This window comes from Halomonas sp. A29 (genome assembly GCF_046723295.1).
GTDB lineage: Bacteria > Pseudomonadota > Gammaproteobacteria > Pseudomonadales > Halomonadaceae > Halomonas.
Genome location: NZ_JAXQPR010000004.1, coordinates 353846 through 378420, shown reverse-complemented (window position 1 = coordinate 378420; position 24575 = coordinate 353846). Strand labels below are relative to the sequence as shown.

The window sequence follows — 24575 nt, the reverse complement described above, 5'->3', positions numbered from 1 at the left end:
ACAGAGTGCTTTAGACGCAGCCTAGAGGCGGAAGTAGGCTGCCTGATAGGGCGGCAGATGCAGTGTGCCGCCGCTGATCTCGTATTGGAAACCGTGCCCTTGCAGCGCCTCGCGCACCTCGGGCAGCGTGGCGGCCTGGGGCTGGCTGGTGAGGTTGAAGACGCACAGCAGCCTGTCGCTGCCCCGCTCGCGGGTGAATGCGACCAGCGCTTCGCCCAGTTCGACCAGGTTCATGTCGCCGTCGAACAGTGCCGGGTGTTGGCTGCGAAAGCGCAACTGGCGGCGGGTGGCGTTGAGCATCGAAGCCGAGTCGTCCTGCTGGCGTGCCACCGATAGAAGCAGGTGCGGCTCGGCGACCGGCAACCACGGCTCGATGGGTGAGAAACCTGCCAGCGGCGTATCGTCCCAGGGCATCGGCGTGCGGCAGCCGTCGCGCCCTTTGAAGTCGGGCCATAGCGGCAGGCCGTAGGGGTCCTGGATGCGCTCGAAGGGGACGTCGGCCTCGGGCAGGCCGAGTTCCTCGCCCTGGTAGAGACACACGCTGCCTCGCAGCGAGAAGAGTAGGGCCAGCGCCACGCGAGGGTAGGCGAAGGCGCACTCCTCGCTGCCCCAGCGCGTAGCGCTGCGCACCACGTCGTGGTTGGACAGCGCCCAGCACGGCCAGGCATCGCCGGCGAACTGCTGGAAGCGCTGCAGTACGCCGCGGATATAGTCCGGCGAGCGCGGCGCGTTGAGCAGGTCGAAGGTGTAGGCCATGTGCAACTTGTCGCCGCCCGAGGTGTACTCGGCCATGCGCTCAAGCGGCGTGTCGTCGCCGATCTCGCCTACGGTGGTGGTGCCGGGGTACTCATCCATCAGGGCGCGCAGCTCGCGCAGAAACTCGACGTTCTCGGGGCGGCTGATGTCGTACACGTGGCGCTGCCAGGTGTAGGGGTTCTCCTTGGGTGCGCCGAGGGTGCGGGTAGCGTCGATGGTCAGCGCCGGGTTGCTGCGCAGATGCTGGTCGTGGAAGTAGAAGTTGACCGTGTCGAGGCGGAAGCCGTCGACCCCCATCTCCAGCCAGAAGCGCATGTTGTCGAGTTGGGCGGTGCGTACCTGGGGATTATGGAAGTTGAGGTCCGGCTGGCTCGACAGGAAGTTGTGCAGGTAGTACTGCTGGCGCCGGCTGTCGAAGGTCCACGCCGGGCCGCCGAAGATCGACAGCCAGTTGTTGGGCGGCGTGCCGTCCGGGTTGGGCTCGGCCCACACGTACCAGTCGGCCCGTGGGTTGGCGCGGTTCATGCGGCTCTCCTGGAACCAGGGGTGCTGGTCCGAGGTGTGGCTGATCACCTGGTCGATGATCACCTTGAGGCCGAGTGCGTGGGCACGATCCAGCAGCGCCTTGAAATCGTCGAGGGTGCCGAACAGCGGGTCGACGTCGCGATAGTCGCTGATGTCGTAGCCAAAGTCGCGCATCGGCGAGGTGAAAAAGGGCGATAGCCAGATGCCGTCCACGCCCAGTGAGGCGACGTAATCGAGCCGCTGGGTGACACCCGGCAGGTCGCCAACACCATCGCCGTTGCTGTCCATGAAGCTGCGCGGATAGATCTGATAGATGACGCCACCGCGCCACCAGAAGGTGTTGTCTTGCATGGTTTTCCCTTGGTCAAGCCTCGATGGGTTGTTCATTCGATGCGGGTTGCCGTGGACAATCTCGCTCGCGTCGGGTTCATGCTTCATCCTTTCACCGCGCCTGCGGTCAGCCCGGAGACGATGCGTCTCTGGAAGATGATCACCAGCACCACCAACGGCACCGTCACTACTACCGAGGCCGCCATGATCGGCCCCCAGGGCAGCTCGTAGGCGCTGCCGCCGGAAAGCAGGGCGATCGCTACCGGCACGGTGCGCTGGCTGTCGGTCAGGGTGAAGGTCAGGGCGAAGAGGAACTCGTTCCAGGCGGCGATGAAGGCGAGCAGCCCGGTGGTGGCCATAGCCGGCCACATCAGCGGCAGGAACACCTTGGTAATGGTCACCCAGGGCGTGGCGCCGTCCATGATGGCAGCCTCCTCCAGCTCCAGGGGCAACTGACGCATGAAGGTGGTCAGCACCCACACGGTGAAGGGCAGGGTGAAGATGGTATAGCTCAGGATCAGCCCGCCCGGGTTGTTGTAGAGGTTGAAGCTGCGGATCACTTCGAACAGCCCCGACAGCACCGCTACCTGCGGGAACATCGACACGCCGAGAATGATCAGCAGCACCGAGGTGCGGCCGCGAAAGCGCACCCGACCTAGGGCGTAGGAGGCGGTGATGCCGAGCAACAGGGCAATGAACACCACGCTGGTGGCGACCAGAACCGAGTTGAATATCGCCTGCAGGAAGCTGCGCTGGGAGAAGATCTGCAGGTAGTTGGCAAGCGTTGCCCGCGTCGGCCACAGCTCGACTCGGAACAATTCGCTGGACGGTGTGAAGGAGGTCTTCACCGCGTAGTAGAAGGGGAAAACCGCGATCACCACGATCAGCGCCACCAGCAGCCAGAAGCCGATGCGCCCGAGAAGTTTGGAAAGCTGGCGTGAGGTCATCACTCACCTCCCAGTTGCAGTTGCTTGCGGCCGAGGTAGAGGTAGGCAATGGTTGCCAGGGCGATGATCAGGAACAGCAGCGTCGAGGCGGCGCTGCCGTAGCCGACGTCCTGGAATTCCACCAGCTGCTGGCGGGCATAGATCGACATCGACATGGTACTGGTGGAGTTTGAGGTGAGCACGTAGATGACGTCGAACACGCGCAGCGCATCGAGCAGACGGAAGATCACCGCCACCATCAAGGCCGGTGTAATCAGTGGCAGAGTGACCTTGAAGAACACCCGCATTGGGTGGATGCCGTCGACCTCGGCGGCTTCGTAGCAATCCTTGGGCAGCATCTGCAGCGCGGCCAGTACCAGCAGGGCGACGAACGGCGTGGCTTTCCACACGTCGACCATGATCACCGCCCACATGGAGTAGGCGGCGTCGGCGGTCCAGGCGATGGGACTGTCGATGATGCCCAGCGCCATCAGCAGGTGATTGATGATGCCGAACTGGTCGTTGAGCATCCACGCCCACATCTGCGCCGAGACGATGGTGGGGATCGCCCAGGGAATCAGCACTGCGGCGCGCACCAGGGTGCGCCCCTTGAACTCGGCATTGAGCACCAGGGCGACGATGACCCCGAACACTACCTCCAGCGACACCGAGACCACCGAGAAGTAAACGGTGTTCCACACCGCTCGCCACCAGATGGGGTCTGCCAGTACGCCGAACCAGCGACCGTCGTCATAGACCAGGTAGTTCTCCAGCCCGATGAACAGGGTATTACTCATGTCCGACAGCGAGGCGTCGGTGAAGCTGAAGTAGAAGGTGCGCAGTAGTGGCCAGCCGGCCACCAGGGTCAGGGTCACCAGCATCGGGGCCAGGAAGAACCAGGCGGCGCGCACTCGCTGGCGGCGCACCTTGGTGCTGCGATAGCTTACCGGCAGGGGGCGCGCCGGGATCGGCGCGATTTCGGTCACGGGAGTCGACATCTCGGGCTCCTGGATGGGTTACCAGTTACGGCGCTTGATGCGTGCCAGCTCGTTGTCGAGGTCGCTGACCGCCTGTTCGCCGCTCCTGTTACCTGAGAGCACGTCGTGGGCGGCGCTGAAGAAGGCGTTGCTGACACGGCCGTAGGCGTCGCCAGTGGGGGCCGAAGGCCGTGCCACGGCGTTGACGAAGGTCTCGTAGAGTTCGCCGAAGAAGGGCACTGCCTCGAGCACTTCGTCATCGTGGTAGAGCGTTTCGAGGGTAGGGTTGTAGGCGCCCTCGATGGCACGACGCTTCTGCTCCTCCTCGCCGGCGAGGAAGGCTACCAGCTCGGCGGCAAGCTCGGCGTTCTTGCTGTAGCGCGATACCGCCAGGTTCCAGCCGCCCAGCGTGGCGGCCGTGCTGCCGTCTCCGCTGTAAGGCAGTTGGGTCACGCCCACCTTGCCGCGCACCTCGCTGCCCTCGCTCTGGGCCAGTGCCCAGGCATAGGGCCAGTTGCGCATGAACACGGCGTTGCCGCCCTGGAACACACCGCGCGCTTCCTCCTCGGTGTAGTTGAGCACGCCGCTGGGAGAGATATCGCCGATCCAGGAGGCGGCCAGGTCGAGTGCCGCAGCGGCCTGGGCGTTGTCGATGGTGATCTCGCCGTCGCCATCGACGATGGTGCCGCCGCCGTGGCTGGCTACCCACTCCAGGGCGTTGCAGGTCAGGCCTTCATAGGCGCGGCCCTGGAACACGAAGCCGTGCATACGGCTGTTGCCTGCCTCGCGCTCGGCGTTCTGAATTTCGCGGGCGATCTCGGTCAGCTCCTCCCACGTCTCGGGTGCCTCATGGCCGTACTGCTCGAGCAGGTCGGCGCGGTAGTAGAGCACCCCTGCGTCGGTGAACCAGGGCATCGCCACCAGGCGGTCGTCGATGGTGTTGTTGTCGACGATGGCGGAGAAGTGGCCTTCGCCGACGTCGTCGCCCAACACCTCGCGCAGGTCGAGCAGATGATTGGCGAGCAGGCCCGGCCACACCACATCGATCTGCATGATGTCGATGTCGGTGGAGTTGGCGGAGAGAATCTGTTGGTAGAGCGACAGGCGCTCGGTGGAGGAGTTGGGTGTCGAGACCACGTCGACGCTATGGCCGGTCTGCTCCTCCCACGCACGCACGCCTTGCTGGCAGAGCTGGAGCTCGGCGCCCACCGCGCCGCAGGAAATGGTCAGGTCGGCGGCCTGGGCGTGGCTGAGGCTGGCGGCTCCTGCCACGAGGAGAGTAGGAAACAACGACTTCTTGGGCATGAAGGAATCCTTGTCGGCTTGTTGTTATCGCTGGCTGCTGAACGAACTTAAACGATTAAGTTCCTACGGCGCCCAGTTAGCCGTTTCTGCTTCATGAGTTCAACCTAGACTTTTGGCTAAAGGGGAGGTGCGGCTGACGTCTCATGAGCATAGCCGGGTCGTCGGCTCTGCTCACAGCGAGAGGAAGAACAGGGTCAGTGGGGGCGACAGCAGCGAGAGAATGAAGCCGCTGACGACGGCGATGGGCACGCAGGCCACGCCGCCGTGCTGCTGGATCACCGGCAGGGTGAAGTCCATGGAGGTGGCGCCGCCATAGCCGATGGCCAGCGGAGCATGGCGTCGAATGGTCAGTGGAATCAGGATGAAGGCCAGCAATTCGCGGGTCAGGTCGTTGAAGAAGGCCACGCCACCGAGCAGCGGGCCGAGCTGATCGCCAACCAGGATCGCCGAGAGGGAGTACCAGCCGAAGCCGGACGCCAGGGCCAGGCCTTCGTTCCAGTGCAGTGCGAGCAGCGGGGCGGCAAGCAATCCACCGATCAACGAACTGAGGGCCAGCACGAGGGCAATAGCCAGGCCGTGTCGGTTGAGCAGGATCTGTTTCAGTGGCATGCCGGAATTGCGTAGCTGGCAGCCGATCAGCGCCAGCAGGACGTAGAGCACCCACTCGGCCCACTGCTCGGCGTGTTGAAAAATGACGTCTCCGCCCAGCCAGGCGAGTGCCAGGCCGAGCAGCACCCCACCGGCTACTACGGCCACCAGCGACAGCGAACCGAGCAGCGCGGCCAGTTTTGTCGTGGGGGCATTCGCCACCACCGGGGAGGATCCCATGCGCAGGCCTAGCCGGCGCGACAGCCACCACAGGGCGACCAGGTTGCAGGCGGTGATCACCGTGAACAGCTGCAGGGCCTGGGTGCCCATGCGCGACAGCTCGCGGCTGAGTTCGTCGAGACCCGCCAGGCCGATGCCCATCAGCAGCAGAATGACATAGACCGAGGCGCTGACGCCGCGGTTGATGCCAGCCATGACACCAGGATGGCGAACCGGTACCAGATAGCCCAGTACCAGTGGCAGCAGCACGATCAAAAGCCCCGACAGCATTGCGATTCCCTTCACCGAGGCCGCCCATGGCGGCGAAAACCGCCAACTCTAGCAGCCTTTCAATCGCTGTGCCGCGGTGAGTGTCGTTCAAGCTGTGATCAGCGCCCCCCCGTTTCCAGCGCAGTGAGTGTCAAGCGACTCTTGCGTTCGCCGTTGCGACGGTAATCCACCGCCAGCAACAAGCCGGGATATTGGGGGTGGAAGTGGAACAGCATCTTGCGCTCGGGTGTCTCGGGGTCGTTCACCTCGACCTTGATCGCCTCGAACTCGCCGGCGGGGAGGTTCAGCGTTTCCATCCCCAGCAGGCGGTAATCGAGGGTCTCCTCGCGGCCACGATGGTCCTGGTAGACCAGGCGGCAGGAAGCGTTCTCGCAGTCACCCTTCAGCGCACGTCGCGAAAGCTCGACCAGGGCCGCCTGGCGATCGGGCAGGCTGGCCAGCTCGCTGCCGTCCAGACGATAGTTGCCGCCCACGCCCAGCAGTGAGTAACCGCTGGCATAGTTCACCGAATGCACGCCCTCCGGCGTGACGATGAAACGGCTGCGTTCGTTGCCGCGGGCCACGGCGATGGCGGCCCGCATGCGGCTCTGCCAGTGACCGCTCTCGCGGGTCAGTTGGTGATCGATGGTGGCATTGGGCCAGCCCTTCACCTCCAGGCGGTAGCTGGCGCTGAAGGGCTGCAGGAGAACTTCAGTTTCCGGCACGACAGCGAGGGCCGTGCCGGGAAGCCAGGCCAGCAGCATGACGAAGAACGGGAGACGGGCAAGTGCTCGCAGGGGTCGGTTCATGTCGGGGGCACCGCTTGGCTGAAAGATGACAGTAGCTGTGAGCCCCCGGGAGCCGAGGGGTTCCCCCGTGCACGGTTATTCCTCGGTTGCGTCACGCTGCATCAGCAGATTTCCCCAGTGTTGGCAACCGCTAATGCAACTCGAAGGCGCGCGGCGGATGAAAGCGTGATGCCGGTCAATGGTTGGACGAAAGTCGTATCGGCACGCTCAAGCTTTGTCGCTCGCTGCCGAAGAAGAGTTAGCGCGAGCGCTGATGCAACGCGTTCGCATCAAGGCCGACGGATATCACAACAACAACGGCATGCTTCGCCAGCCACGTCCCGATTACCCGATATCACTGAGCTCGGCAGGACTCCAATCATGAAAAATCTTCTTCATCGCATTCCTGTGTCACGCAAGTTCATGCTGGCGCTGGCGCTCCCCCTTTGCATCATCGTCTGGCTGGCCGGTAGCGGCATCCTGGAGCGCCAGCGGCTGGCCAGCGACATGCTGCAGGTGGACCGGTTCACCGGGTTGTCGGCGCAGTTGGGCGGTCTGGTGCACGAGATCCAGGTCGAGCGCGGTCTCTCGGTCGGCTTCCTCGGCAGTCGGGGAGAGAATTTCGGCGATCGTCTCGTTGCCCAGCGCGGGCGAGTCGACGAGAGTCTGAGCGCCTATCGCGCCGCCTGGGAGGGTGTCGATGCCGCTGGCGATCCTGAAATCGGCCAGCGTCGTGAGGAAATCGACGCGCTGCTGGCCGATATTGGCGCCACACGGCGTGAAGTCGATGGACTTGGCATGCGCGATCTGGAGGCCCTGGAGTACTACACCGAGATCAATGCGCGGCTGGCGGAAATCGTCGGGCGGCTGAATGCGCTCGGCAATGCCGGGGAGCTGACGCGCAGCCTGGGGGCCTACTACTCCCTGCTCGAGATCAAGGAAAGCGCAGGGATCGAACGGGCGCTGTTGGCCAGCGCCTTTGCCGCCAACCGCATGTCGCCGGACGTCTACTACCGCTTCCTGCGCCTGCTGGGCGAGGAGGAGGCGTTCGAGGAGAGCTTCACGGTGCTGGCCAACGCCGATTTCGCGGCGCGTTACCTGGCAGCGACGAACGAGCACGAGGCCCACGGTGAATTGACCATGATGCGCCAGATCGCCATGCGCCAGGGTATCGATGGCGGCTATGGCGTGAGGCCCGAACGCTGGTTCGAAGCCCAGACCGGCAAGCTCGAGCGCCTGCGCAGCGTCGAACTCGACCTGGCCGGCCATGTGCAGGAGCGCGCCGCTGCGCTGGCCAGCGATGCCCGCCTGGGGCTTGCAACCTTTGCCGGACTGGCAACGTTGGCCATCGTAGTGGCCATTCTCCTCTCCATGATGCTGGTGCGCAGCATGGTCGTGCCACTGCGCCTGGCCCTGGCCCAGATCGAAGCGCGGGGCGGCGATTTGACCCAGCGCCTGGCCGAGCCTGGCAGCGATGAGCTCTCCCAGCTCTATCGGGCCTTCAACGCCTCTACCGCCAGCATGGAGGCGCTGGTGGCTTCGATCCAGCAGGGTGCGCGCGGCGTCGGCTCGGCCAGCGGCGAAATCGCCCAGGGTAACGAGGACCTGGCAAGCCGCACCGAGGAACAGTCCGCCTCGCTGGTGGAGACCGCTACCAGCATGGAGCAGATGACCTCCACCGTGCGTCAATCGGCTGACAATGCGCGCCAGGCCAATGCCATGAGCGAGCAGGCCGTGGCCCAGGCCGAGCAGGCCAGCATGGTCGCCGAGGAAGCGCGCCAGGCCATGCAGCAGATTTCCGAAGCCAATCGTCAGGTCACCGCCATTGTCGAGGCCATTGACGGCATCGCCTTCCAGACCAACCTGCTGGCGCTAAACGCCTCGGTGGAGGCAGCTCGCGCCGGCGAACATGGGCGCGGTTTCGCTGTGGTCGCCGGCGAGGTGCGCAAGCTGGCCAGCCGCAGCGCCGAGGAAGCCGAGCGCATTCGCCGGCTGATCGGTGATACCACCCAGCGTGTGGCGGCGGGCAATGGCCTGGTGGGCCAGACCTCCGAGGCGCTGGCGGCGATCTCCCAAGGCGTACGGCAAGTCGCCGACCTGGTGGCAGAGATCTCGTCGGCCAGCGGCGAACAGTCGGCGGGCATCGAGCAGATCAATCAGGCCGTGGCCCAGTTGGAGGCTACCACCCAGCAGAATGCAGCGCTGGTCGAGCAGGTGGCGACTGCCAGCCGTTCGCTTGATGACCAGGCTGGCGAAATGACCCGGCTGATCTCGCGTTTCCGGGTCGGTGACGGCCTCGGACTAGGTGCGCCGATGGAGGTGTCCGATATATCCAAAATCGAGTACCGGAGCGTAGGGCGCCTGCTGCAACCGGCCTGAGAATTCACAACGAGAAGCGGGCAATAAGCTCGCCGATGGAGGACCGGAAGTGCCCTGCGCTTTCGGTCTTCCCGTATGACACCAACTTTTCTCTGACGAACTCCAGGATGCAGTGAAAGATGAGTAAATGGGCAACGAGTACCAAGCTGTGGGCGACATTGGCCCTGATGTGGGTAGGGATGCTGGTGCTGGTGGGCTGGACGGCCTACGACAAGCGGGCAGGATTGCTGGAGGAGCGGATCGCGAGCCTCGAGTATTTCGTCGGCAGCGCACGCGACATGGTGGCAAGCCTTGCCGTGCGCGCCGAGCGTGGCGAACTGACGCTCGAGGAGGCCCAGACAAGGGCCATCGAGAGTCTGGCCAACCTGAGTTTCGGCGAGGATGGCTACATTTTCGCCTTCGACAGCGATATTCGTATCGTGGCGCACCCGCGGCGGGCCTTGGGTGACTCCATGCGCGACTTCCAGGACAAGGACGGGCTCTACCTGTATCGGGAGCTCAAGGCGACGGGGGATCGCAATCCCCAGACGGGCGGCTTCGTCGGTTACCTGTCTCAGCGCAGCCAGGCCGGTTCCGAACAGGTGCCGAAGATGAGCTACGTGCAGCGCGTTCCCGGCTGGAACTGGGACCTGGCCGCGGGCGTCTACATGGACGACATCAATGCCGCCTTCTGGAACAGCCTGATCGAGCTGGGCGTGCTGCTGCTGGCAATCGGCATTCTCCTGACGCTGGCCATGGGCTGGATCATCAGGGACGTGCTCGGAAGCCTGGGCGGCGATCCGCGCCATGCCCGGGAGGTGGTGAGACGAATCGCCGGGGGCGACCTGACCCAGGCACTGACGCTCAAGGCCGGTGACGAGTCGAGCCTGCTGGCGGGCATCGAGAGCATGCGCCTGCGCCTGGTGGCATCGCTGCAGAGCGTCCACCGGGGGACGGAGCGGATCAATGCTGGCGTCGATCAGATCGTGGTCGGCAACCAGGACCTCTCAGCTCGCACGGAACAGCAGGCCGCGTCGATCGAGGAGACCGCCTCCAGCATGGAGGAGCTCACCCAGACGGTAGGGCAGAACGCGGAGAATGCCCAGGTTGCCAGCCAACTGGCACTCGAGGCCAGGCAGACGGCGCACCAGGGCGGCGAGATGATGGCCAACGTCGTCACCACGATGCAGGAGATCGCGCAAAGTGCCGGAAGAGTGAAGGACATCATCGAGGTGATCGACTCGATCGCTTTCCAGACCAGCATTCTGGCGCTCAACGCCTCGGTGGAAGCGGCGCGGGCCGGCGAGCAGGGGCGTGGCTTTGCCGTGGTGGCGGGCGAGGTGCGCATGCTGGCCAGCCGCAGCGCTGACGCTTCACGCGAGATTCGTACCTTGATCGAATCCTCGCATCGTCAGGTCGGGCAGGGCGCGGAGCTCGTCGAAAGGACCGGGAGCACTATCCATGCCGTGGTCGACGCCGTCACTCGGGTTACCGATCTGATGGAGGAGATCGCCTCGGCCTCGGGCGAGCAGCGTATCGGCATCGAGCAGGTCAATACTGCCGTGGGCCAGATGGATCAGGTGACCCAGCAGAACGCCGCCCTGGTCGAACAGGCGGCCGGTGAAGCGTCTGCCCTGCGCGAACAGGTGGCCATGCTGGTGCAGGAAGTCATGTGGTTCCGCATCGAAGCGCAACAGCACCCTGACCATGCAGCCCCAGTGTGGCAGCCTGCTCTGGTGCACGATCCGCTACCGCAGTCGCACACCGAACTCGCCTGATCCACAGTGCGTGCCGCGTACATGCGGCACGCAACGACTCAATAACCCGCTTCGGGGTCGACGGTTTCCAGCTCTTCGCCGGCCTCGAAGGCACGGATCGCCTCGGCCACCTGGTCGACGGCCTCACCCAGCGGCGTGGGACCGGCCATGTGGGGCGTTACCCAGATGCGCGGGTGCGACCACAGTGGGCTGTCTTCGGGCAGCGGCTCCTCGGGGAAGGCGTCGAGCAGCACACCACGCAGTCGGCCTTCGTTCACTCCCTCACCCAGCGACTCGAGCAGCGCCGCCTCGTCGATCAGGCTGCCGCGGCCGGGATTGATCAGGCTGGCGCCCTCAGGTAGCTTGGCGAGCGCCTCGGCATCAATAATATGGCGGGTTGCGCTGGTGCCCGGCAGCAGCAGCACCAGGGTGCGTACCTGGCCGAGCAGCTCGGTCAGGCCTGCGTCGCCATGATGGCAGGTAATACCATCGAACGACTTGGGCGAGCGGCTCCAGCCGTGCACGGGAAAGCCGTCGGCGGCGACCATGGCGGCCACCTTGCTGCCGATGGCACCCAGGCCCAGCACGCCCACCGGCCAGTCGCGCTTTTCCACCACGCCGTGCTCGCGCCACTCGTGGCGCGTCTGCTGGCGGCGATAGCGGTCGAAGTCGCGCTGGAAGTGCAGCACGCCGTAACGTACGTAGTCGCCGATCAGCTCGCTCATACCGGCATCGCGCAGCTTGACGATGGGCACGCCCTTGGGCAGCGCCGGGTTGTTCAGCAGAGCATCCACACCGGCGCCCAGATTGACGATGCCACGAGCGCGGGTCTGTTCACGCAGCAGCGTCTCGGACGGTTTCCAGACTGCCAGGTAGTCGGCGTCGCGGCGCTGTTCGGCGGGGTCGTCGGCGGTGACGATCTCCGCTTCCGGCAGGCGCTCGGCCAAGGCATCGCGCCAGGCCTCGATGTCGTCGATGTGCAGCAGTATTCGCATGGCGGTTCCTTTCTCTCGATAGACGATCTCAGTAGACGATCTGCATCATGGGCGGCGGTGCCTCGTCGAGCAGCACGCCCAGGCGCTTGAGTCCTTCCTCGAAGCGGGCGATGTCCTGCTCGGCACCGAGGCTGACGCGGATGCGCCGCGGAGGCGGGGTCTGCTCCACCATGAACGGTACCGCGGTGGTGATGGCCAAGCCCTCCTGTTCGGCCTGCTGCTGCAGCTCCTCGGCGCGCCAGGCGTCGGGTAGTGTCAGCCATACGTGCAGGCTGGTCGGGCGTGACTCCAAGGCGTGATGCCCCAGCAGTCGCTGGGTAAGCTGCTGGCGTTCGCCGAGCAGGACGCGCTGCTCGGCGGCCATCGCCTCGACGGTACCGTCGGCCAGCCAGCGGTCGGCGATCTCGAACACCAGCGAGGTGGCCATCCAGGTAGTGGCGCGCATGCGCGGCAGCACATGGTGCAACTGGCCGCGCGGCACGGTGAGATAGCCGGCGCGCAGGCCCGGCACGGTCACCTTGGTCAGGCTGGTGACATGGAAGCTCAACTGCGGGATACGCGCCGCGACCGGCGTGAAGCCCGGCGATTCCAGCAGGGCATGCACGTCATCCTCGATCAGCCACACCCGATGACGTGCCAGCACCTCGGCCACGGCGTCGCGGCGTGCCTCGCTCATCGTCGCCCCGGTGGGATTGAGTTGGGTCGGCGTCAGGTAGAGTGCACGCGGCTTGAAACGATGGCAGGCCAGCTCCAAGGCCTCGGGCACGATGCCCTCGTGGTCGATGGCGATGCCGCGCAGCTGGAAGCCCAGCGTGCGCGACAGGGCGATCAGGCCGTGGTCGGTCAGCGCCTCGGTCAGCACCAGGTCGCCATGCTGCACCACGCTCGAGATCGCCAGCATCAGGCCATGGGCGGCACCGTTGCAGAGGATGCGGTCGTCCATTTCGCCGGGCACGTGCAGGCGCGACTGCAGCCAGACGCTGGCGCGCTCGCGCTGGTGCGCAAGTCCTGCAATCGGCCTGCAGGCGGTAATCACCTCGGGGCTGGCATGCTCGGCCAGCTCCGCCAGGGCCTGGCGAAAGCGCAGGTGATGGCCCGGCGGACACACGGGATGGGCGATCGACAGGTCGATGAGCGGACTCTCCTGGCGCGCCTCGTGAGCGCGCAGGTAGGCCGATTCGCGGGCGTCGTCCAGGGCATTGATCCAAGTGCCGCTGCCGACCCGGGCCTGCACCAGCCCCATCTTCTCGGCCTGGGCATAGGCCCGCGACACGGTTTGCACGCTGACTCCCAGGCTTTCGGCGAGTTGCCGGTGAGGCGGCAACCGCGTACCGGGCGAAAGCTCACCCTGACGCACCGCTTCCGAGAGGGCGCGAGCGATGGCCAGATACTTGGGGCCCGTATCCGTCAGGTACGGAGTTAGATCAATTGTCATGATTCAATAAAGCCTTTGACCACCTGCCAAGGGGGAGTGCTACTATCAGCTTAACGGCATTGGCCTGGAATTGTCATGCTTTTGGCTTGTATGAATCATGACAATTGTCTGGCGCGGTTCTCTTTTCCAACCGACGAATGGCCGTCTACCTAACTTTGGCCCGGCCCTCTCCTGGTGAAGGTGGCTGGCTCTTGGCGATGCAATGGCGAGTGGCCCGATGACCCAGGTATCCCTGTCCTTCACTCGTGAGGAATACGCAAGCCGGCTATGGAAAGTCCGTGCCGAAATGGCCAGTCGAGGGATCGACGTGCTGGTGATCAGCGATCCCTCCAACATGGCCTGGTTGACCGGCTACGACGGCTGGTCCTTCTACGTGCACCAGTGCGTGCTGGTAGGGCTGGAGGGAGAGCCCGTATGGTACGGGCGCCGCATGGACGCCAACGGGGCGTTGCGTACCTGCTGGATCGACCCCGACAACATCACCTACTACCCCGACTACTACGTCCAGAACCCGGACATGCATCCCATGGACTACCTGGCCCAGTCGATCATGCCCGACCGCGGCTGGCACGAAGGGGTGGTGGGACTGGAAATGGACAACTACTACTTCTCGGCCAAGGCCTACCAGAGCCTGCTGCGCGAGCTGCCTCACGCGCGCTTCATGGATGCCAACGCACTGGTCAACTGGTGCCGTGCGATCAAGTCGCCCCAGGAGATCGCCTACATGCGTGTGGCCGGCAAGATCGTCGAGGGCATGCACTCGCGTATCCTCGAAGTGATTGAACCCGGCCTGCCCAAGAGCAAGCTGGTCTCGGAGATCTATCGGGTAGGCATCGAGGGCTGGGTCGACGAGCACGGCAAGGTCCATGGCGGCGATTATCCGGCCATCGTGCCCATGCTGCCCACTGGCAAGGATGCCGCCGCACCGCACCTGACCTGGGACGACACCCCGTTTCGCGAGGGCGAGGGCACCTTCTTCGAGATCGCCGGCGTCTACAAGCGCTACCACGCTCCCATGTCGCGTACCGTGTTCCTGGGCCGGCCGCCAAAGGATTTCGTGCGCGCCGAATCGGCGCTGCTCGAGGGCATCGAGAATGGGCTGGCGGTGGCCAAGCCCGGCAACCGCACCGCCGATATCGCCATGGCGCTGGGCGCGGCGATGGACAAGTACGGCTTCGACCGCGGTGGAGCCCGCTGCGGCTACCCCATCGGCATCAGCTACCCGCCCGACTGGGGCGAGCGCACCATGAGCCTGCGTCCTTCCGACGAGACCATTCTCGAGCCCGGCATGACTTTCCACTTCATGCCGGGCATGTGGCAGGACGAGTGGGGGCTCGAGATCACCGAGAGCATCCTGATCACCGAAACCGGCTGCGAATCGCTGGCCAGCTTCCCGCGCCAGCTGTTCGTGAAATAAGGAGATAGCCGAAGATGAACAAGCGACCCAGCCCGATCAGCGCCACCGTGGACTTCGATGCCGATGGCGTCCAGCACGGCTTCCTCAAGCTGCCGATCTCCACCGACGAATCGGCCTGGGGCGCGGTGATGATCCCGGTCACCGTGATCAGGAACGGCGAAGGCCCGACCGCGCTGCTGACCGGCGGCAACCACGGCGACGAGTACGAAGGCATCACTGCGCTGCTGAAGCTGGCCAGCGAGCTGCACGCCGAGGACGTGCGCGGTCGGGTGATCATCGTGCCGATGATGAACATGCCGGCCGCCATGGCCGGCAAGCGTACCTCGCCGATGGATGGCGGCAACCTCAACCGCAGCTTTCCCGGCGACCCCGACGGCACGGTGACCGAGAAGATCGCCGACTACTTCACCCGTGTGATGGTACCGATGTGCGACGTGGTGCTCGACCTGCACTCCGGAGGGCGCACCCTGGACATCATTCCCTTCGGCGCTTCCCATATCCTCGACAACCCCGAGCAGCAGCGCCAGGCGCTGGAGGGTGCCAAGGCGTTCGGTGCGCCCTACGCCATGATGATGTTCGAGCTTGACGCCGCGGCGCTGTTCGATACCGCGGTGGAGAGCCAGGGCAAGGTCTTCGTCGCCACGGAGCTTGGCGGCGGCGGTACCTCTACCCCCGAGAGCCTGGCCCTCACCGAACGCGGCGTGCGCAACTTCCTGATCCATTTCGGCCTGGTCGAGGGCGAAGTGGTGATGCCCGCCGAGCCGCAGGTCTATCTCGATATGCCCGATGCCAGCTGCTACGTGCAGAGCGAGCATACCGGCCTGCTGGAGCTGACCCTCACCCTGGGCGACAAGGTGGAGAAAGGGCAGGTCATCGCCCGGATCTACGACATCACCCGCAGCGGCAGCGCGCCGGTGGAGTACCGAGCGGGCCGCGACGGCATCCTGGCCGCGCGGCGCTTCCCGGCGCTGGTCAACATGGGCGACACCATTGCGGTGATCGCTGAGGTCGTGGATTCGCTGGGCTGAGCCTGACATAGAAGAGAGCCATGAAACTCGATCGCTATGACCTGAAGATACTCGAGATCCTGTCCCGCGACGGGCGCATCACCAAGTCGAAGCTGGCCGAGGCGATCAACCTCTCGGTCAGCCCCTGCTGGGAGCGGGTCAGGCGGCTGGAGAAGGCCGGCATCATCGAAGGCTACAGCGCCCGCATCAATCCCCAGGCGCTGGTCAAGCGAACCCCGGTGTGGGTGCAGATCGAGCTCAAGCAGCACAATGCCGAAAGCTTCGCCTGCTTTGAGGCCTTGGTACGCGATGCCCCCGAGGTCACCGAGTGCGTGGCCGTGGGAGGTGGCGTCGATTACCTGCTGAAGGTGGAGGCCGACTCCGTGGACGCCTACCAGCGCCTGATCGACCAGTGGCTGACCTCCGCAGCTGGCATCGAGCGTTATTTCACCTACATCGTGACCAAGACGGTCAAGCGTCCCGGCCTCGGCCTGTGGCGGGACGACTTCCTCTCCACGTGAAGACCTGAATGGCGGGCTCTGCACGGCAACCAACGAGATCTCAACGTTGATACCCGGGTGACATCCATGGCATAAGCTAAAGGCGAGGGTGAGCAGGAGCTCACCCGGCCGGGCGATCCCTCCGGCATGACGCAGCGGTGCCGGAGGAGATGGATAGCGCCCTGAGACGAGATCGCCTGACGCAGAGAGATGCCCATGTCCTACTTCACCATCGCTGGGGTGCAGATGCAGGCCCTGCATCACGGCGACAATACCGAGGCCATGCGCCACCGGGTCGATGTTCTGATGAGCCGCTTCCCCCAGGTGCAGATGGTCCTGTTCAGCGAGCTGATGCCGCTGGGTGCCTCGCCGCACCATGCCCACCCGCTACCAAGCCACGTCGAGCAACTGTTCTGCCAACTGGCCGAGCAGTACCGTATCTGGCTGATTCCCGGCTCGATGTTCGAGCGCACCGAACACGGTATCTACAACACCCTGTCGGTGATCGACCCCCACGGCCAGGTGGTGGCGCGCTACCGCAAGATGTTCCCCTTCCGGCCCTACGAGGCGGGCGTCGAGAGCGGCAGCGAATTCGTTCTCTTTGATGTTCCCAACGTCGGCCGCTTCGGCGTGTCGATCTGCTACGACATGTGGTTTCCCGAGACCACCCGCACCCTCGCCGCGATGGGCGCCGAGGTTATCCTCCATCCGACCATGACCGATACCATCGACCGCGACATCGAGCTCTCCATTGCCCGTACCAACGCTGCGGTCAACCAGTGCTACTTCTTCGACATCAACGGTGCGGGCGCCATCGGCAATGGCCGCTCCATCGTCGTGGGGCCCTCGGGTGACGTCATTCACCAGGCCGGTTCCGGTGAAGAAGTCATGCCTATCGAAGTGGATTTCAATCGCGTGCGGCGCGAGCGTGAAACCGGTCTGCGTGGCCTGGGGCAACCGCTCAAGAGCTTCCGCGATCGCAGCGTGGATTTCGCCGTCTATCGCGTCGAACGTGATTCCTTGCCCTTTCTCTCGAGCCTCGGACCGCTGGCCAAGCCTCAGCGCACTGATATCGAGGAGTACTGACCGCCCAGGAGGTCGTCATGCGGGAGTTCCTGATTCGCCTGATGCAACGATTCTTGCGGCCCGAGGGCTCCCTTCCGGCAGCGGTCCGCCCGAGACGCGTCGCTGCTACCCCTTCTGCCATCGATGGAGCGACAACAATGAACAAGATCAACAGCATTGCCGATGTGCGTCGCCACTTTCGCAACAACAAGGAGCCGGTCTACTTCATCTCTGCCACCAACTTCAATCTGCTCGGCATCGGCGATTGGGTGGGCAGCTTCCGCCACATCAACTACATCGATTGCTTCGACGGTCAGCAGCGCAATGTCTTCGTACCCAAGGAGAAGTTTCCGCGCGACTTCGAGAGCATAGAGGACATCAACAACTACCTGCTCGAGCACAAGGAGGTGATCGACTTCATCGGTTCCCGCGCCGATGGGGAGAGTTCCGGTGTGGCGGCTTTCCTGATGTTCGATGAGCATACCGAGGAAATCTGCAAGCAGTTGGGGCTGCGTGTCGCCTTCCCTCCCGCGTCGCTGCGCAGCCGCATGGACAACAAGATCGAGACGGTGCGTATCGGCAACAAGGCCGGCGTGCCCAGCGTACCCAACGTGCTGGCCAAGGTCGGCAGCTACCAGGAGCTGCTCGAGGTGAGCCGCGAGCTGGGGGATGACCTCGTGGTGCAGACTGCCTACGGCGACTCCGGCCACACGACCTTCTTCATCGCCAGCGAGGACGACTACTACAAGCATGCCGAGGAGATCGAGGCCGAGCCCGAGGTCAAGATCATGAAACGCATCAACTGTCGCGGCTCGGCGATCGAGGCCTGTGCGACGCGCTGCGGCACCGTGGTAGGGCCCTTGATGACCGAGCTGGTGGGCTTCAAGTCGCTGACACCCTACAAGGGCGGCTGGTGCGGCAACGAAATGTTCGCCGGCGCCTTCAGCCAGGAAGTACGCGACAAGGCGCGCGAGTATACCTTCAAATTCGGCGAGGCGCTGCGCGAGGAGGGCTATCGCGGCTACTTCGAACTCGACTTCCTGATCGACATGGACAACGGCGAGGTCTACCTGGGCGAACTCAATCCGCGCGTCACTGGCGCCAGCTCGCTGACCAACGTGGCGGCTTTCGCCCACTCCGATATCCCGCTCTTCCTCTTTCATTTGCTGGAGTTCTCCGAGGTCGACTTCGATCTGGACATCGAAGAGATCAACGAACGCTGGTCGCATCCGGACAGCGTCGACAGCTGGAGCCAGCTGGTGATCAAGCACACCGACGAGAGCGTCGACCTGCTGACTCAGGCGCCGCGTACCGGGGTGTGGAAAATGGCCGAGGACGGCAAGGTCAGCTACGACCACTACAGCTACCATCCCCACGCCGCCGAGAACGAGCGCGAAGCCTTCTTCCTGCGTATCAGCGGGGCAGGGGACTTCCGCTACGAAGGCGCCGACCTGGGTATCCTGATCACCCGTGGGCGCCTGATGGACGACGACTTCCAGCTCACCGAGCGCGCCCGCGCCTGGATCGACGGGATCCGTGGCGAATACGCCGGCCAGCCGCTGCAGGATCCGGCGGTGGAGGAAGTTGCCGTGAGTCACGCCATTGGCGGCGGCAACTTCAAGATCCTGTGAGAGTCGAGGTCGAAGGGCATCATGAGGCGCGGCAGGTGGAAATGGAGAAATCGCTGGTGTTCCGTACCCTGCACGAGGAGTCGCCGGGGCTCAAATGGCAGGCGTTGTTCGGCTACCATTGGCCGGCCTACGAGGCCTGGTACCTGGCCGAGGGCGAGCGCGAGCGGCCGGCCTACCTGAGCTGCTACAACGCCTTGCGTCAGCACATGCCGGAACTGCTTGAGACCTACCGTGCGCTCTGCGCGCTGGCCGGCGGCGGTGACCTGGCGGCGCGCTTCCTCAGCCTCTACCAGCCACCGCCTTACATCACCGGCTGCTCCCAGGCGGTATTGGCTCGGCACGGCTCGAGCCTGCTGGCGCGCAACTACGACTACCCGCCGGAGCTGTGCGAGGGCACCATCCTGCATACCCGCTGGAACGGGCGCGGCGTGATCGCCATGACCGATTGCCTGTGGGGGGTGCTGGACGGCATGAACGATCACGGGCTGGCCGTTTCGCTGGCCTTCGGCGGGCGCAAGGCGGTGGGCGAGGGCTTCGGCGCTCCCATCATCCTGCGCTATCTGCTGGAGTTCTGCGACAGCGTCCCCGAGGCGGCCGAGGTGCTTGCTCGAGTGCCCACTCACATGGCCTACAACATCACCGTGGCTGACAGCGCCGGGCGCTACGTCACGGCGATGATCGGCCCCGATCGTCGCGCCAGCATCCGCCGGGTGCCGGTGGCCACCAATCACCAGAAGAAGATCGAGTGGTATGCCCATGCACTGGCTTCGGAGACCCTGATCCGCGAGCGCCAGCTGTCGATCCTGGTGGACGATCCGGCTGCCACCGAGGAACGCCTGCTCGAAGCCTTTGCCGCGCCACCGCTGTTCCGGCGCGACTACAAGCGCGGGCTTGGCACCATCTACACCGCGGCCTACTGGCCGGTAACGGGTCAGGTGAGCTATCGCTGGCCGGGCGAAACGCTCGACCTGGCCTTCGACCATTTCCCCGAGGGAGAGCTGCGGGTTAGCTACGGCCTCAGGTAGTCGGCACCGGCGGTCGTAAGCCGTCGTCGGTGAAAAGACAATGACAATGATGGAAGGGTGTCGCCATGCACGAGAGCAGTCCTACCGAAACGCCCTATACCGCACTGGGCTTCTACCACAAGATCTCCCAGCTACGTGCCGATACCTGGAATGCGCTCAAGCGCGACCTGGGACAGCTGGTTCGCCTGGACGACGAGAGCCGCACACGCAACCTGGTCAAGGCAATCGACGTCAAGCTGACACGGCTCGAGATCATCGAGGACTATCACGCCTTCCCCTCCAAGGAGGATTTCCGCCACTTGTGGTCGCTGTTCGACCGTGAGGAGTACGTGCTGCTGGAAAAGGTGGTCAAGCGCCTGGTGCGGGCGTTGATCAGTGAATCCTATCGTCGCCGTCACGTGGACCTCTCCGAGACCGATGCCGACGCCGAGGATCTCGAGACCCTCGATGCCCTGGCCCAGCTGCGACGCGGCCACCCCGCCTCGAACAGTTCGGCACAGCCCTATTTCGAGCTGCTGATCGTCGACAACCTCTCCGCCCAGGAGGAGGAGGTCGTCCGCGAGGCCTTCCGCAACATGCGCCGCCCCGAGGACCGCTTCGTCTATGACGTGGTGACGGTACGCAGCTTCGAGGACGCGCTGATCGCGGTGCTGGTCAACCCCAACATCCAGGCCTGCCTGATCCGCTACGAGTTCCCCTACAAGTCGAAGTACAACCTCAGCGCCCTGCGCAACTACCTCGAAGGCCTGTCGGAAAAGGATCTGGAGCACCAGACCGAGGCCGAACGCAGCATCCTGCTGAGCACGATGATCCACGAGCTGCGCCCCGAGATCGACCAGTTCCTGGTCACCAGCGGCGACGTCGAGGCCACGGCAAGCCGCGACATCCGCTACTTCAACCGCATCTTCTATCGCGAAACCGACTACATCGAGCAGCACCACACCATCCTGCGCGCCATCGACAGCCGCTACCGTACGCCGTTCTTCGACGCCCTGCGCGAATACAGCCGCAAGCCCACCGGGGTCTTCCACGCCATGCCCATCTCGCGGGGCAAGTCGGTCACCCGCTCCCACTGGGCGGGGCATATGATCGACTTCTACGGCATCAACATCTTCCTCGCCGAGACTTCGGCCACCTCCGGCGGGCTCGACTCCCTGCTGCAGCCCTATGGGCCGATCAAGAAGGCGCAGGAGTACGCGGCACGGGCCTTCGGCGCACGCCAGAGCTTCTTCGTCACCAACGGTACCTCGACCGCCAACAAGATTGTGGTGCAGGCGCTGGTCAAGCCCCGCGATATCGTGCTGATCGACCGCGACTGCCACAAGTCGCACCACTACGGTATGGTACTGGCCGGCGCCCACGTCAGCTACCTGGACTCCTACCCACTCAACGACTACTCGATGTACGGTGCGGTGCCGCTGCACGAGATCAAGAAGACCCTGCTCGCCTACAAGCGCGCCGGGGAACTCGACCGGGTCAAGATGCTGCTGCTGACCAACTGCACCTTCGACGGCGTGGTCTACAACGTTCGCCGGGTGATGGAGGAGTGCCTGGCGATCAAGCCCGACCTGGTGTTCCTCTGGGACGAGGCGTGGTTCGCCTTCGCCACCTTCAATCCCACCTATCGGCCGCGCACGGCCATGCACGCTGCGCGTACCCTGCGCGACCGCTATCGCAGCGAGGCCTACCGCGAGGAGTACACGGCGTGGAAGGCGGAGTTCGACAAGCTCGATCCCGACGACGACGCCACCTGGCTGGAACGACGGCTGATGCCGGACCCGGACGCGGTGCGTATCCGTACCTATGCCACCCACTCCACCCACAAGACCCTGACTTCGCTGCGCCAGGGCTCGATGATCCACGTCTACGACCAGGACTTCCGCCAGAAGGTCGAGGCTCCTTTCCATGAAGCCTATATGACGCATACCTCCACCTCGCCCAACTACCAGATCGTCGCTTCGCTCGACGTGGGCCGCATGCAGGCCGAGATGGAGGGCTTCGAGCTGGTTCATGCCCAGGTGGAGACGGCGCTGTCGCTGCGTGAGCAGCTCTATACCCATCCGCTGCTGCAGAAGTATTTCCGCGTACTCAAGAACAGCGACATGGTGCCCGCCGAGTACCGCGAATCGGGGGTGGAGTCCTACTTCGACCCGGTGACAGGCTGGAATCAGATGGAGGAAGCCTGGGCACGGGACGAGTTCGTGGTCGACCCGACCCGGGTCACCATTGCCATCGGCAATACCGGGGTCGATGGCGATGCCTTCAAGAACGAATACCTGATGAACAAGTACGGTATCCAGATCAACAAGACCTCGCGCAACACCGTGCTGTTCATGACCAACATCGGTACCACCCGTGGCTCCATCGCCTATTTGCTCGACGTGCTGATCAAGCTGGCCAAGGAGTTCGAGTACCGCTGGGAGGAGAGCAGCCGGCCCGAGCGAAAGATCATCGAGCATCGGGTCCATTCACTGACCCAGGAGCTGCCGCCGCTGCCCGATTTCAGCCGCTTCCACGATGCTTTCCGTCAGTGCAGCGAGACGCCTCAGGGCGACATCCGCCGCGCCTATTTCCTCAGCTACGACGAGGAGAACACCGAGTACCTGCGCTTCGACAACGGCGAGCTCCAGGCCGAGATGCTCGGCGGCCGAGACGTGGTCTCGGCGAGCTTCGTGATTCCTTATCCGCCGGGTTTCCCGGTGTTGGTGCCGGGGCAGGTGATCAGCGGGGAGATCCTCGTCTTCCTGCAGGCGCTGGACGTGACCGAGATCCACGGCTACCGCCCGGAGCTCGGCCTGCTGGTGTTCACCGAGGCGGCGCTGGCCGCTCCGCCGGAGACCTGAGCGCCGCACGCAGAAAAAAACGCAACTTCCCCATGGAGGACAAAAAAAAGCGCACTCCTCCCGGGGCCTAACGAAAAGTCCCGCCCCGTGTTTCCCCTTACCCTGTGTCCATCGAGCAGCCGCTGGCTGCTCTCTCGTTTTTGCCACAGTCGGCTCTGCAAGTGAGCCGATGTCAGGGGAGGTGCCCATGAAACTGTCCAAGACGCTGACCGCTCAGCTCGACGATCCACGTCTGTTCCGCGAGCATGCCTATGTGAACGGCAAGTGGACCCACGGCGAAGGTGGCCGTGAGGAGACGGTGATCGACCCCGCCACCGGCGAGGCCATCGGCCACATTCCCTGGCTCGAGGCGCACCAGATCCGTGAAGCCGTGGATGCCGCCGACGCGGCCTTCGGCCACTGGCGTGCGCTGCGCGCCGACGAGCGCGCCGAGCGCCTGATTGCGTGGCACGACCTGCTGCAGGCACACCGCGAGGATCTGGCCACCATCATGACCCTTGAGCAGGGCAAGCCGCTGCCCGATGCCCGCGGCGAGGTGGAGTACGGCGCCAGCTTCGTGCGCTGGTTCGCCGAAGAGGGCAAGCGCACCTTCGGCGAGACCATTCCCAGCCACATCCCCAACGCCGCGCTGGGTACCATCAAGGAGCCGGTGGGCATCGCTGCGCTGATCACACCGTGGAACTTCCCGCTGGCGATGATCACCCGCAAGGCCGCCGCCGCCATGGCCGCCGGCTGCCCGGTGATCGTCAAGCCGGCCGGCGAGACGCCCTTCTCTGCGCTGGCACTGGCCGAGCTGGCCGAGCGCGCCGGTATTCCCGCCGGGGTGTTCAACGTGGTACTGGGCGAGCCTGCCGAGGTATCGAAAATTCTGTGTGCCGAGGAGCGCGTCAAGGCGCTATCCTTCACCGGTTCCACCCGCGTCGGTCGGCTGCTGCTGGAGCAGAGTGCCCAGACCGTCAAGCGCGTGTCGCTGGAGCTGGGCGGCAACGCACCGTTCATCGTCGGCCCGGACATGGACCCCAAGGAAGCGGCCTTCGCCGCGGTGGCGGCCAAGTTCCAGACCGCCGGCCAGGATTGCCTGGCGGCCAACCGCATCCTGGTGCACGAGTCGATCCACGACGAATTCGTCGAGCACTTCGCCGAGCGCATGGCGGCGCTGACCGTGGGCAACGGCATGGAGAGCGAGGTCGACCTTGGGCCGCTGATTCACCGCCAGGCGGTGGACAAGGCTGCCGCCATCGTCGACGACGCCATCTCGCGTGGCGCCACGCTGGTGGCCGGCGACCAGACCCGGGCGCCGGGCGAGAACTTCTTCATGCCCGTGCTGCTCACCGGGGTGACGCCGCAGATGAAGGTGTGGCGCGAGGAGAATTTCGCGCCGGTGGCGGGCGTGACCGCCTACCGCGACGACGATGAAGTGATCGCCATGGCTAACGATACCGAGTACGGCCTGGCCGCGTACGTGTACACCCACGACATCCGCCGTATCTGGAAGCTGCTGCGGGCGCTGGAGTACGGCATGGTCAGCGTCAACTCGGTGAAGATGACCGGCCCGCCCGTGCCCTTCGGCGGAGTCAAGCAGTCGGGGCTGGGTCGCGAGGGTGGCATCACCGGGATCGATGAATACCTGGAGACGAAATATTACTGTTTGGGAGCTCTAGGTTCAGTTTCCGGGAGCTAGCCGAGCAAGCGGCCGGGATGGACCGTCGAGCGATATTTACCCAAGGGCGCTGGGGCAAGCGCAGCGGCGCGCGGCGATCGACAGGGATGTCGATCGAGGACCGGCAAGAGGGACCTTGTTCCGGTCCGACGCGCAAGCCGCAAGCGTAGCCCCAGGGTTTCGTCCTTGGGCATCGCG

General features: G+C 64.5%; 18 protein-coding genes. 10 read left to right on the top strand and 8 right to left on the bottom strand.

Features of this window, described 5'->3' with window-relative positions:
* Positions 1–21 precede the first annotated feature (21 nt).
* The 6 genes from SPH52_RS10040 to SPH52_RS10015 form a co-directional block, all read right to left on the bottom strand.
* Positions 22–1632: an alpha-glucosidase family protein gene (locus SPH52_RS10040; protein WP_411794879.1), complete on the bottom strand. Its 1611-nt coding sequence runs from the start codon at positions 1630–1632 to the stop codon at positions 22–24.
* Between the two features lie 83 nt (positions 1633–1715).
* Positions 1716–2558, bottom strand: coding sequence for a carbohydrate ABC transporter permease (locus SPH52_RS10035; RefSeq protein ID WP_411794878.1), 843 nt, complete (start codon positions 2556–2558; stop codon positions 1716–1718).
* A complete protein-coding gene (locus tag SPH52_RS10030; RefSeq protein ID WP_411794877.1) occupies positions 2558–3535 on the bottom strand; it encodes a carbohydrate ABC transporter permease in 978 nt (325 codons plus the stop codon). Before SPH52_RS10030 ends, SPH52_RS10035 begins: the two co-directional genes overlap by 1 nt.
* Before the next feature lie 18 nt (positions 3536–3553).
* Positions 3554–4819, bottom strand: a complete 1266-nt coding sequence (locus tag SPH52_RS10025; RefSeq protein WP_411794876.1) for an ABC transporter substrate-binding protein — start codon at positions 4817–4819, stop codon at positions 3554–3556.
* Positions 4820–4990: 171 nt separating this feature from the next.
* A complete protein-coding gene (locus tag SPH52_RS10020) occupies positions 4991–5917 on the bottom strand; it encodes a lysine exporter LysO family protein (RefSeq protein ID WP_411794875.1) in 927 nt (308 codons plus the stop codon).
* A gap of 98 nt (positions 5918–6015) precedes the next feature.
* Positions 6016–6705, bottom strand: coding sequence for a hypothetical protein (locus tag SPH52_RS10015; protein ID WP_411794874.1), 690 nt, complete (start codon positions 6703–6705; stop codon positions 6016–6018).
* A 360-nt stretch (positions 6706–7065) separates the two neighbouring features.
* Between SPH52_RS10015 and SPH52_RS10010 the strand changes: the two genes are divergently transcribed.
* Positions 7066–9063: a methyl-accepting chemotaxis protein gene (locus tag SPH52_RS10010; protein ID WP_411794873.1), complete on the top strand. Its 1998-nt coding sequence runs from the start codon at positions 7066–7068 to the stop codon at positions 9061–9063.
* Positions 9064–9182: 119 nt separating this feature from the next.
* Entirely contained in the window at positions 9183–10820 is a 1638-nt protein-coding gene (locus SPH52_RS10005) for a methyl-accepting chemotaxis protein (RefSeq protein WP_411794872.1), read from the top strand.
* 38 nt (positions 10821–10858) lie between these two features.
* On the opposite strand, the gene SPH52_RS10000 is transcribed toward SPH52_RS10005, so the two are convergent.
* On the bottom strand, positions 10859–11794 hold the full coding sequence (locus SPH52_RS10000; protein ID WP_411794871.1) for a 2-hydroxyacid dehydrogenase: 936 nt from the start codon (positions 11792–11794) through the stop codon (positions 10859–10861).
* Positions 11795–11822: 28 nt separating this feature from the next.
* On the bottom strand, positions 11823–13229 hold the full coding sequence (locus SPH52_RS09995; protein ID WP_411794870.1) for a PLP-dependent aminotransferase family protein: 1407 nt from the start codon (positions 13227–13229) through the stop codon (positions 11823–11825).
* 217 nt (positions 13230–13446) lie between these two features.
* On the opposite strand from SPH52_RS09995, the gene doeA reads away from it, so the two are divergent.
* From doeA to SPH52_RS09955, 8 genes are all read left to right on the top strand, one after another.
* Positions 13447–14646: an ectoine hydrolase DoeA gene (gene doeA, locus SPH52_RS09990; RefSeq protein ID WP_411794869.1), complete on the top strand. Its 1200-nt coding sequence runs from the start codon at positions 13447–13449 to the stop codon at positions 14644–14646.
* A gap of 14 nt (positions 14647–14660) precedes the next feature.
* The gene (gene doeB / locus SPH52_RS09985) at positions 14661–15674 is read left to right on the top strand and encodes a N(2)-acetyl-L-2,4-diaminobutanoate deacetylase DoeB (protein ID WP_411794868.1); all 1014 of its coding nucleotides are present in this window, start codon (positions 14661–14663) and stop codon (positions 15672–15674) included.
* A 20-nt stretch (positions 15675–15694) separates the two neighbouring features.
* Complete coding sequence (locus SPH52_RS09980; protein WP_411794867.1) at positions 15695–16174, top strand: Lrp/AsnC family transcriptional regulator; 480 nt, start codon at positions 15695–15697, stop codon at positions 16172–16174.
* A gap of 195 nt (positions 16175–16369) precedes the next feature.
* Positions 16370–17239: a carbon-nitrogen hydrolase family protein gene (locus SPH52_RS09975; RefSeq protein ID WP_411794866.1), complete on the top strand. Its 870-nt coding sequence runs from the start codon at positions 16370–16372 to the stop codon at positions 17237–17239.
* A gap of 137 nt (positions 17240–17376) precedes the next feature.
* Positions 17377–18849: a biotin carboxylase gene (locus tag SPH52_RS09970; protein ID WP_411794865.1), complete on the top strand. Its 1473-nt coding sequence runs from the start codon at positions 17377–17379 to the stop codon at positions 18847–18849.
* A 41-nt stretch (positions 18850–18890) separates the two neighbouring features.
* A complete protein-coding gene (locus tag SPH52_RS09965) occupies positions 18891–19874 on the top strand; it encodes a C45 family autoproteolytic acyltransferase/hydolase (RefSeq protein ID WP_411794949.1) in 984 nt (327 codons plus the stop codon).
* Positions 19875–19939: 65 nt separating this feature from the next.
* Complete coding sequence (locus tag SPH52_RS09960) at positions 19940–22717, top strand: aminotransferase class I/II-fold pyridoxal phosphate-dependent enzyme (protein ID WP_411794864.1); 2778 nt, start codon at positions 19940–19942, stop codon at positions 22715–22717.
* Positions 22718–22904: 187 nt separating this feature from the next.
* Positions 22905–24398, top strand: coding sequence for an NAD-dependent succinate-semialdehyde dehydrogenase (locus tag SPH52_RS09955; RefSeq protein ID WP_411794863.1), 1494 nt, complete (start codon positions 22905–22907; stop codon positions 24396–24398).
* The last annotated feature ends 177 nt before the right edge of the window (positions 24399–24575 follow it).

Bases quoted from the DNA above. Each gene is read 5' to 3' on its own strand.
- SPH52_RS10040 (WP_411794879.1), bottom strand. From the start codon at position 1,632: ATGCAAGACAACACCTTCTGGTGGCGCGGTGGCGTCATCTATCAGATC.
- SPH52_RS10035 (WP_411794878.1), bottom strand. From the start codon at position 2,558: ATGACCTCACGCCAGCTTTCCAAACTTCTCGGGCGCATCGGCTTCTGG.
- SPH52_RS10030 (WP_411794877.1), bottom strand. From the start codon at position 3,535: ATGTCGACTCCCGTGACCGAAATCGCGCCGATCCCGGCGCGCCCCCTG.
- SPH52_RS10025 (WP_411794876.1), bottom strand. From the start codon at position 4,819: ATGCCCAAGAAGTCGTTGTTTCCTACTCTCCTCGTGGCAGGAGCCGCC.
- SPH52_RS10020 (WP_411794875.1), bottom strand. From the start codon at position 5,917: ATGCTGTCGGGGCTTTTGATCGTGCTGCTGCCACTGGTACTGGGCTAT.
- SPH52_RS10015 (WP_411794874.1), bottom strand. From the start codon at position 6,705: ATGAACCGACCCCTGCGAGCACTTGCCCGTCTCCCGTTCTTCGTCATG.
- SPH52_RS10010 (WP_411794873.1), top strand. From the start codon at position 7,066: ATGAAAAATCTTCTTCATCGCATTCCTGTGTCACGCAAGTTCATGCTG.
- SPH52_RS10005 (WP_411794872.1), top strand. From the start codon at position 9,183: ATGAGTAAATGGGCAACGAGTACCAAGCTGTGGGCGACATTGGCCCTG.
- SPH52_RS10000 (WP_411794871.1), bottom strand. From the start codon at position 11,794: ATGCGAATACTGCTGCACATCGACGACATCGAGGCCTGGCGCGATGCC.
- SPH52_RS09995 (WP_411794870.1), bottom strand. From the start codon at position 13,229: ATGACAATTGATCTAACTCCGTACCTGACGGATACGGGCCCCAAGTAT.
- doeA (WP_411794869.1), top strand. From the start codon at position 13,447: ATGACCCAGGTATCCCTGTCCTTCACTCGTGAGGAATACGCAAGCCGG.
- doeB (WP_411794868.1), top strand. From the start codon at position 14,661: ATGAACAAGCGACCCAGCCCGATCAGCGCCACCGTGGACTTCGATGCC.
- SPH52_RS09980 (WP_411794867.1), top strand. From the start codon at position 15,695: ATGAAACTCGATCGCTATGACCTGAAGATACTCGAGATCCTGTCCCGC.
- SPH52_RS09975 (WP_411794866.1), top strand. From the start codon at position 16,370: ATGTCCTACTTCACCATCGCTGGGGTGCAGATGCAGGCCCTGCATCAC.
- SPH52_RS09970 (WP_411794865.1), top strand. From the start codon at position 17,377: ATGAACAAGATCAACAGCATTGCCGATGTGCGTCGCCACTTTCGCAAC.
- SPH52_RS09965 (WP_411794949.1), top strand. From the start codon at position 18,891: ATGGAGAAATCGCTGGTGTTCCGTACCCTGCACGAGGAGTCGCCGGGG.
- SPH52_RS09960 (WP_411794864.1), top strand. From the start codon at position 19,940: ATGCACGAGAGCAGTCCTACCGAAACGCCCTATACCGCACTGGGCTTC.
- SPH52_RS09955 (WP_411794863.1), top strand. From the start codon at position 22,905: ATGAAACTGTCCAAGACGCTGACCGCTCAGCTCGACGATCCACGTCTG.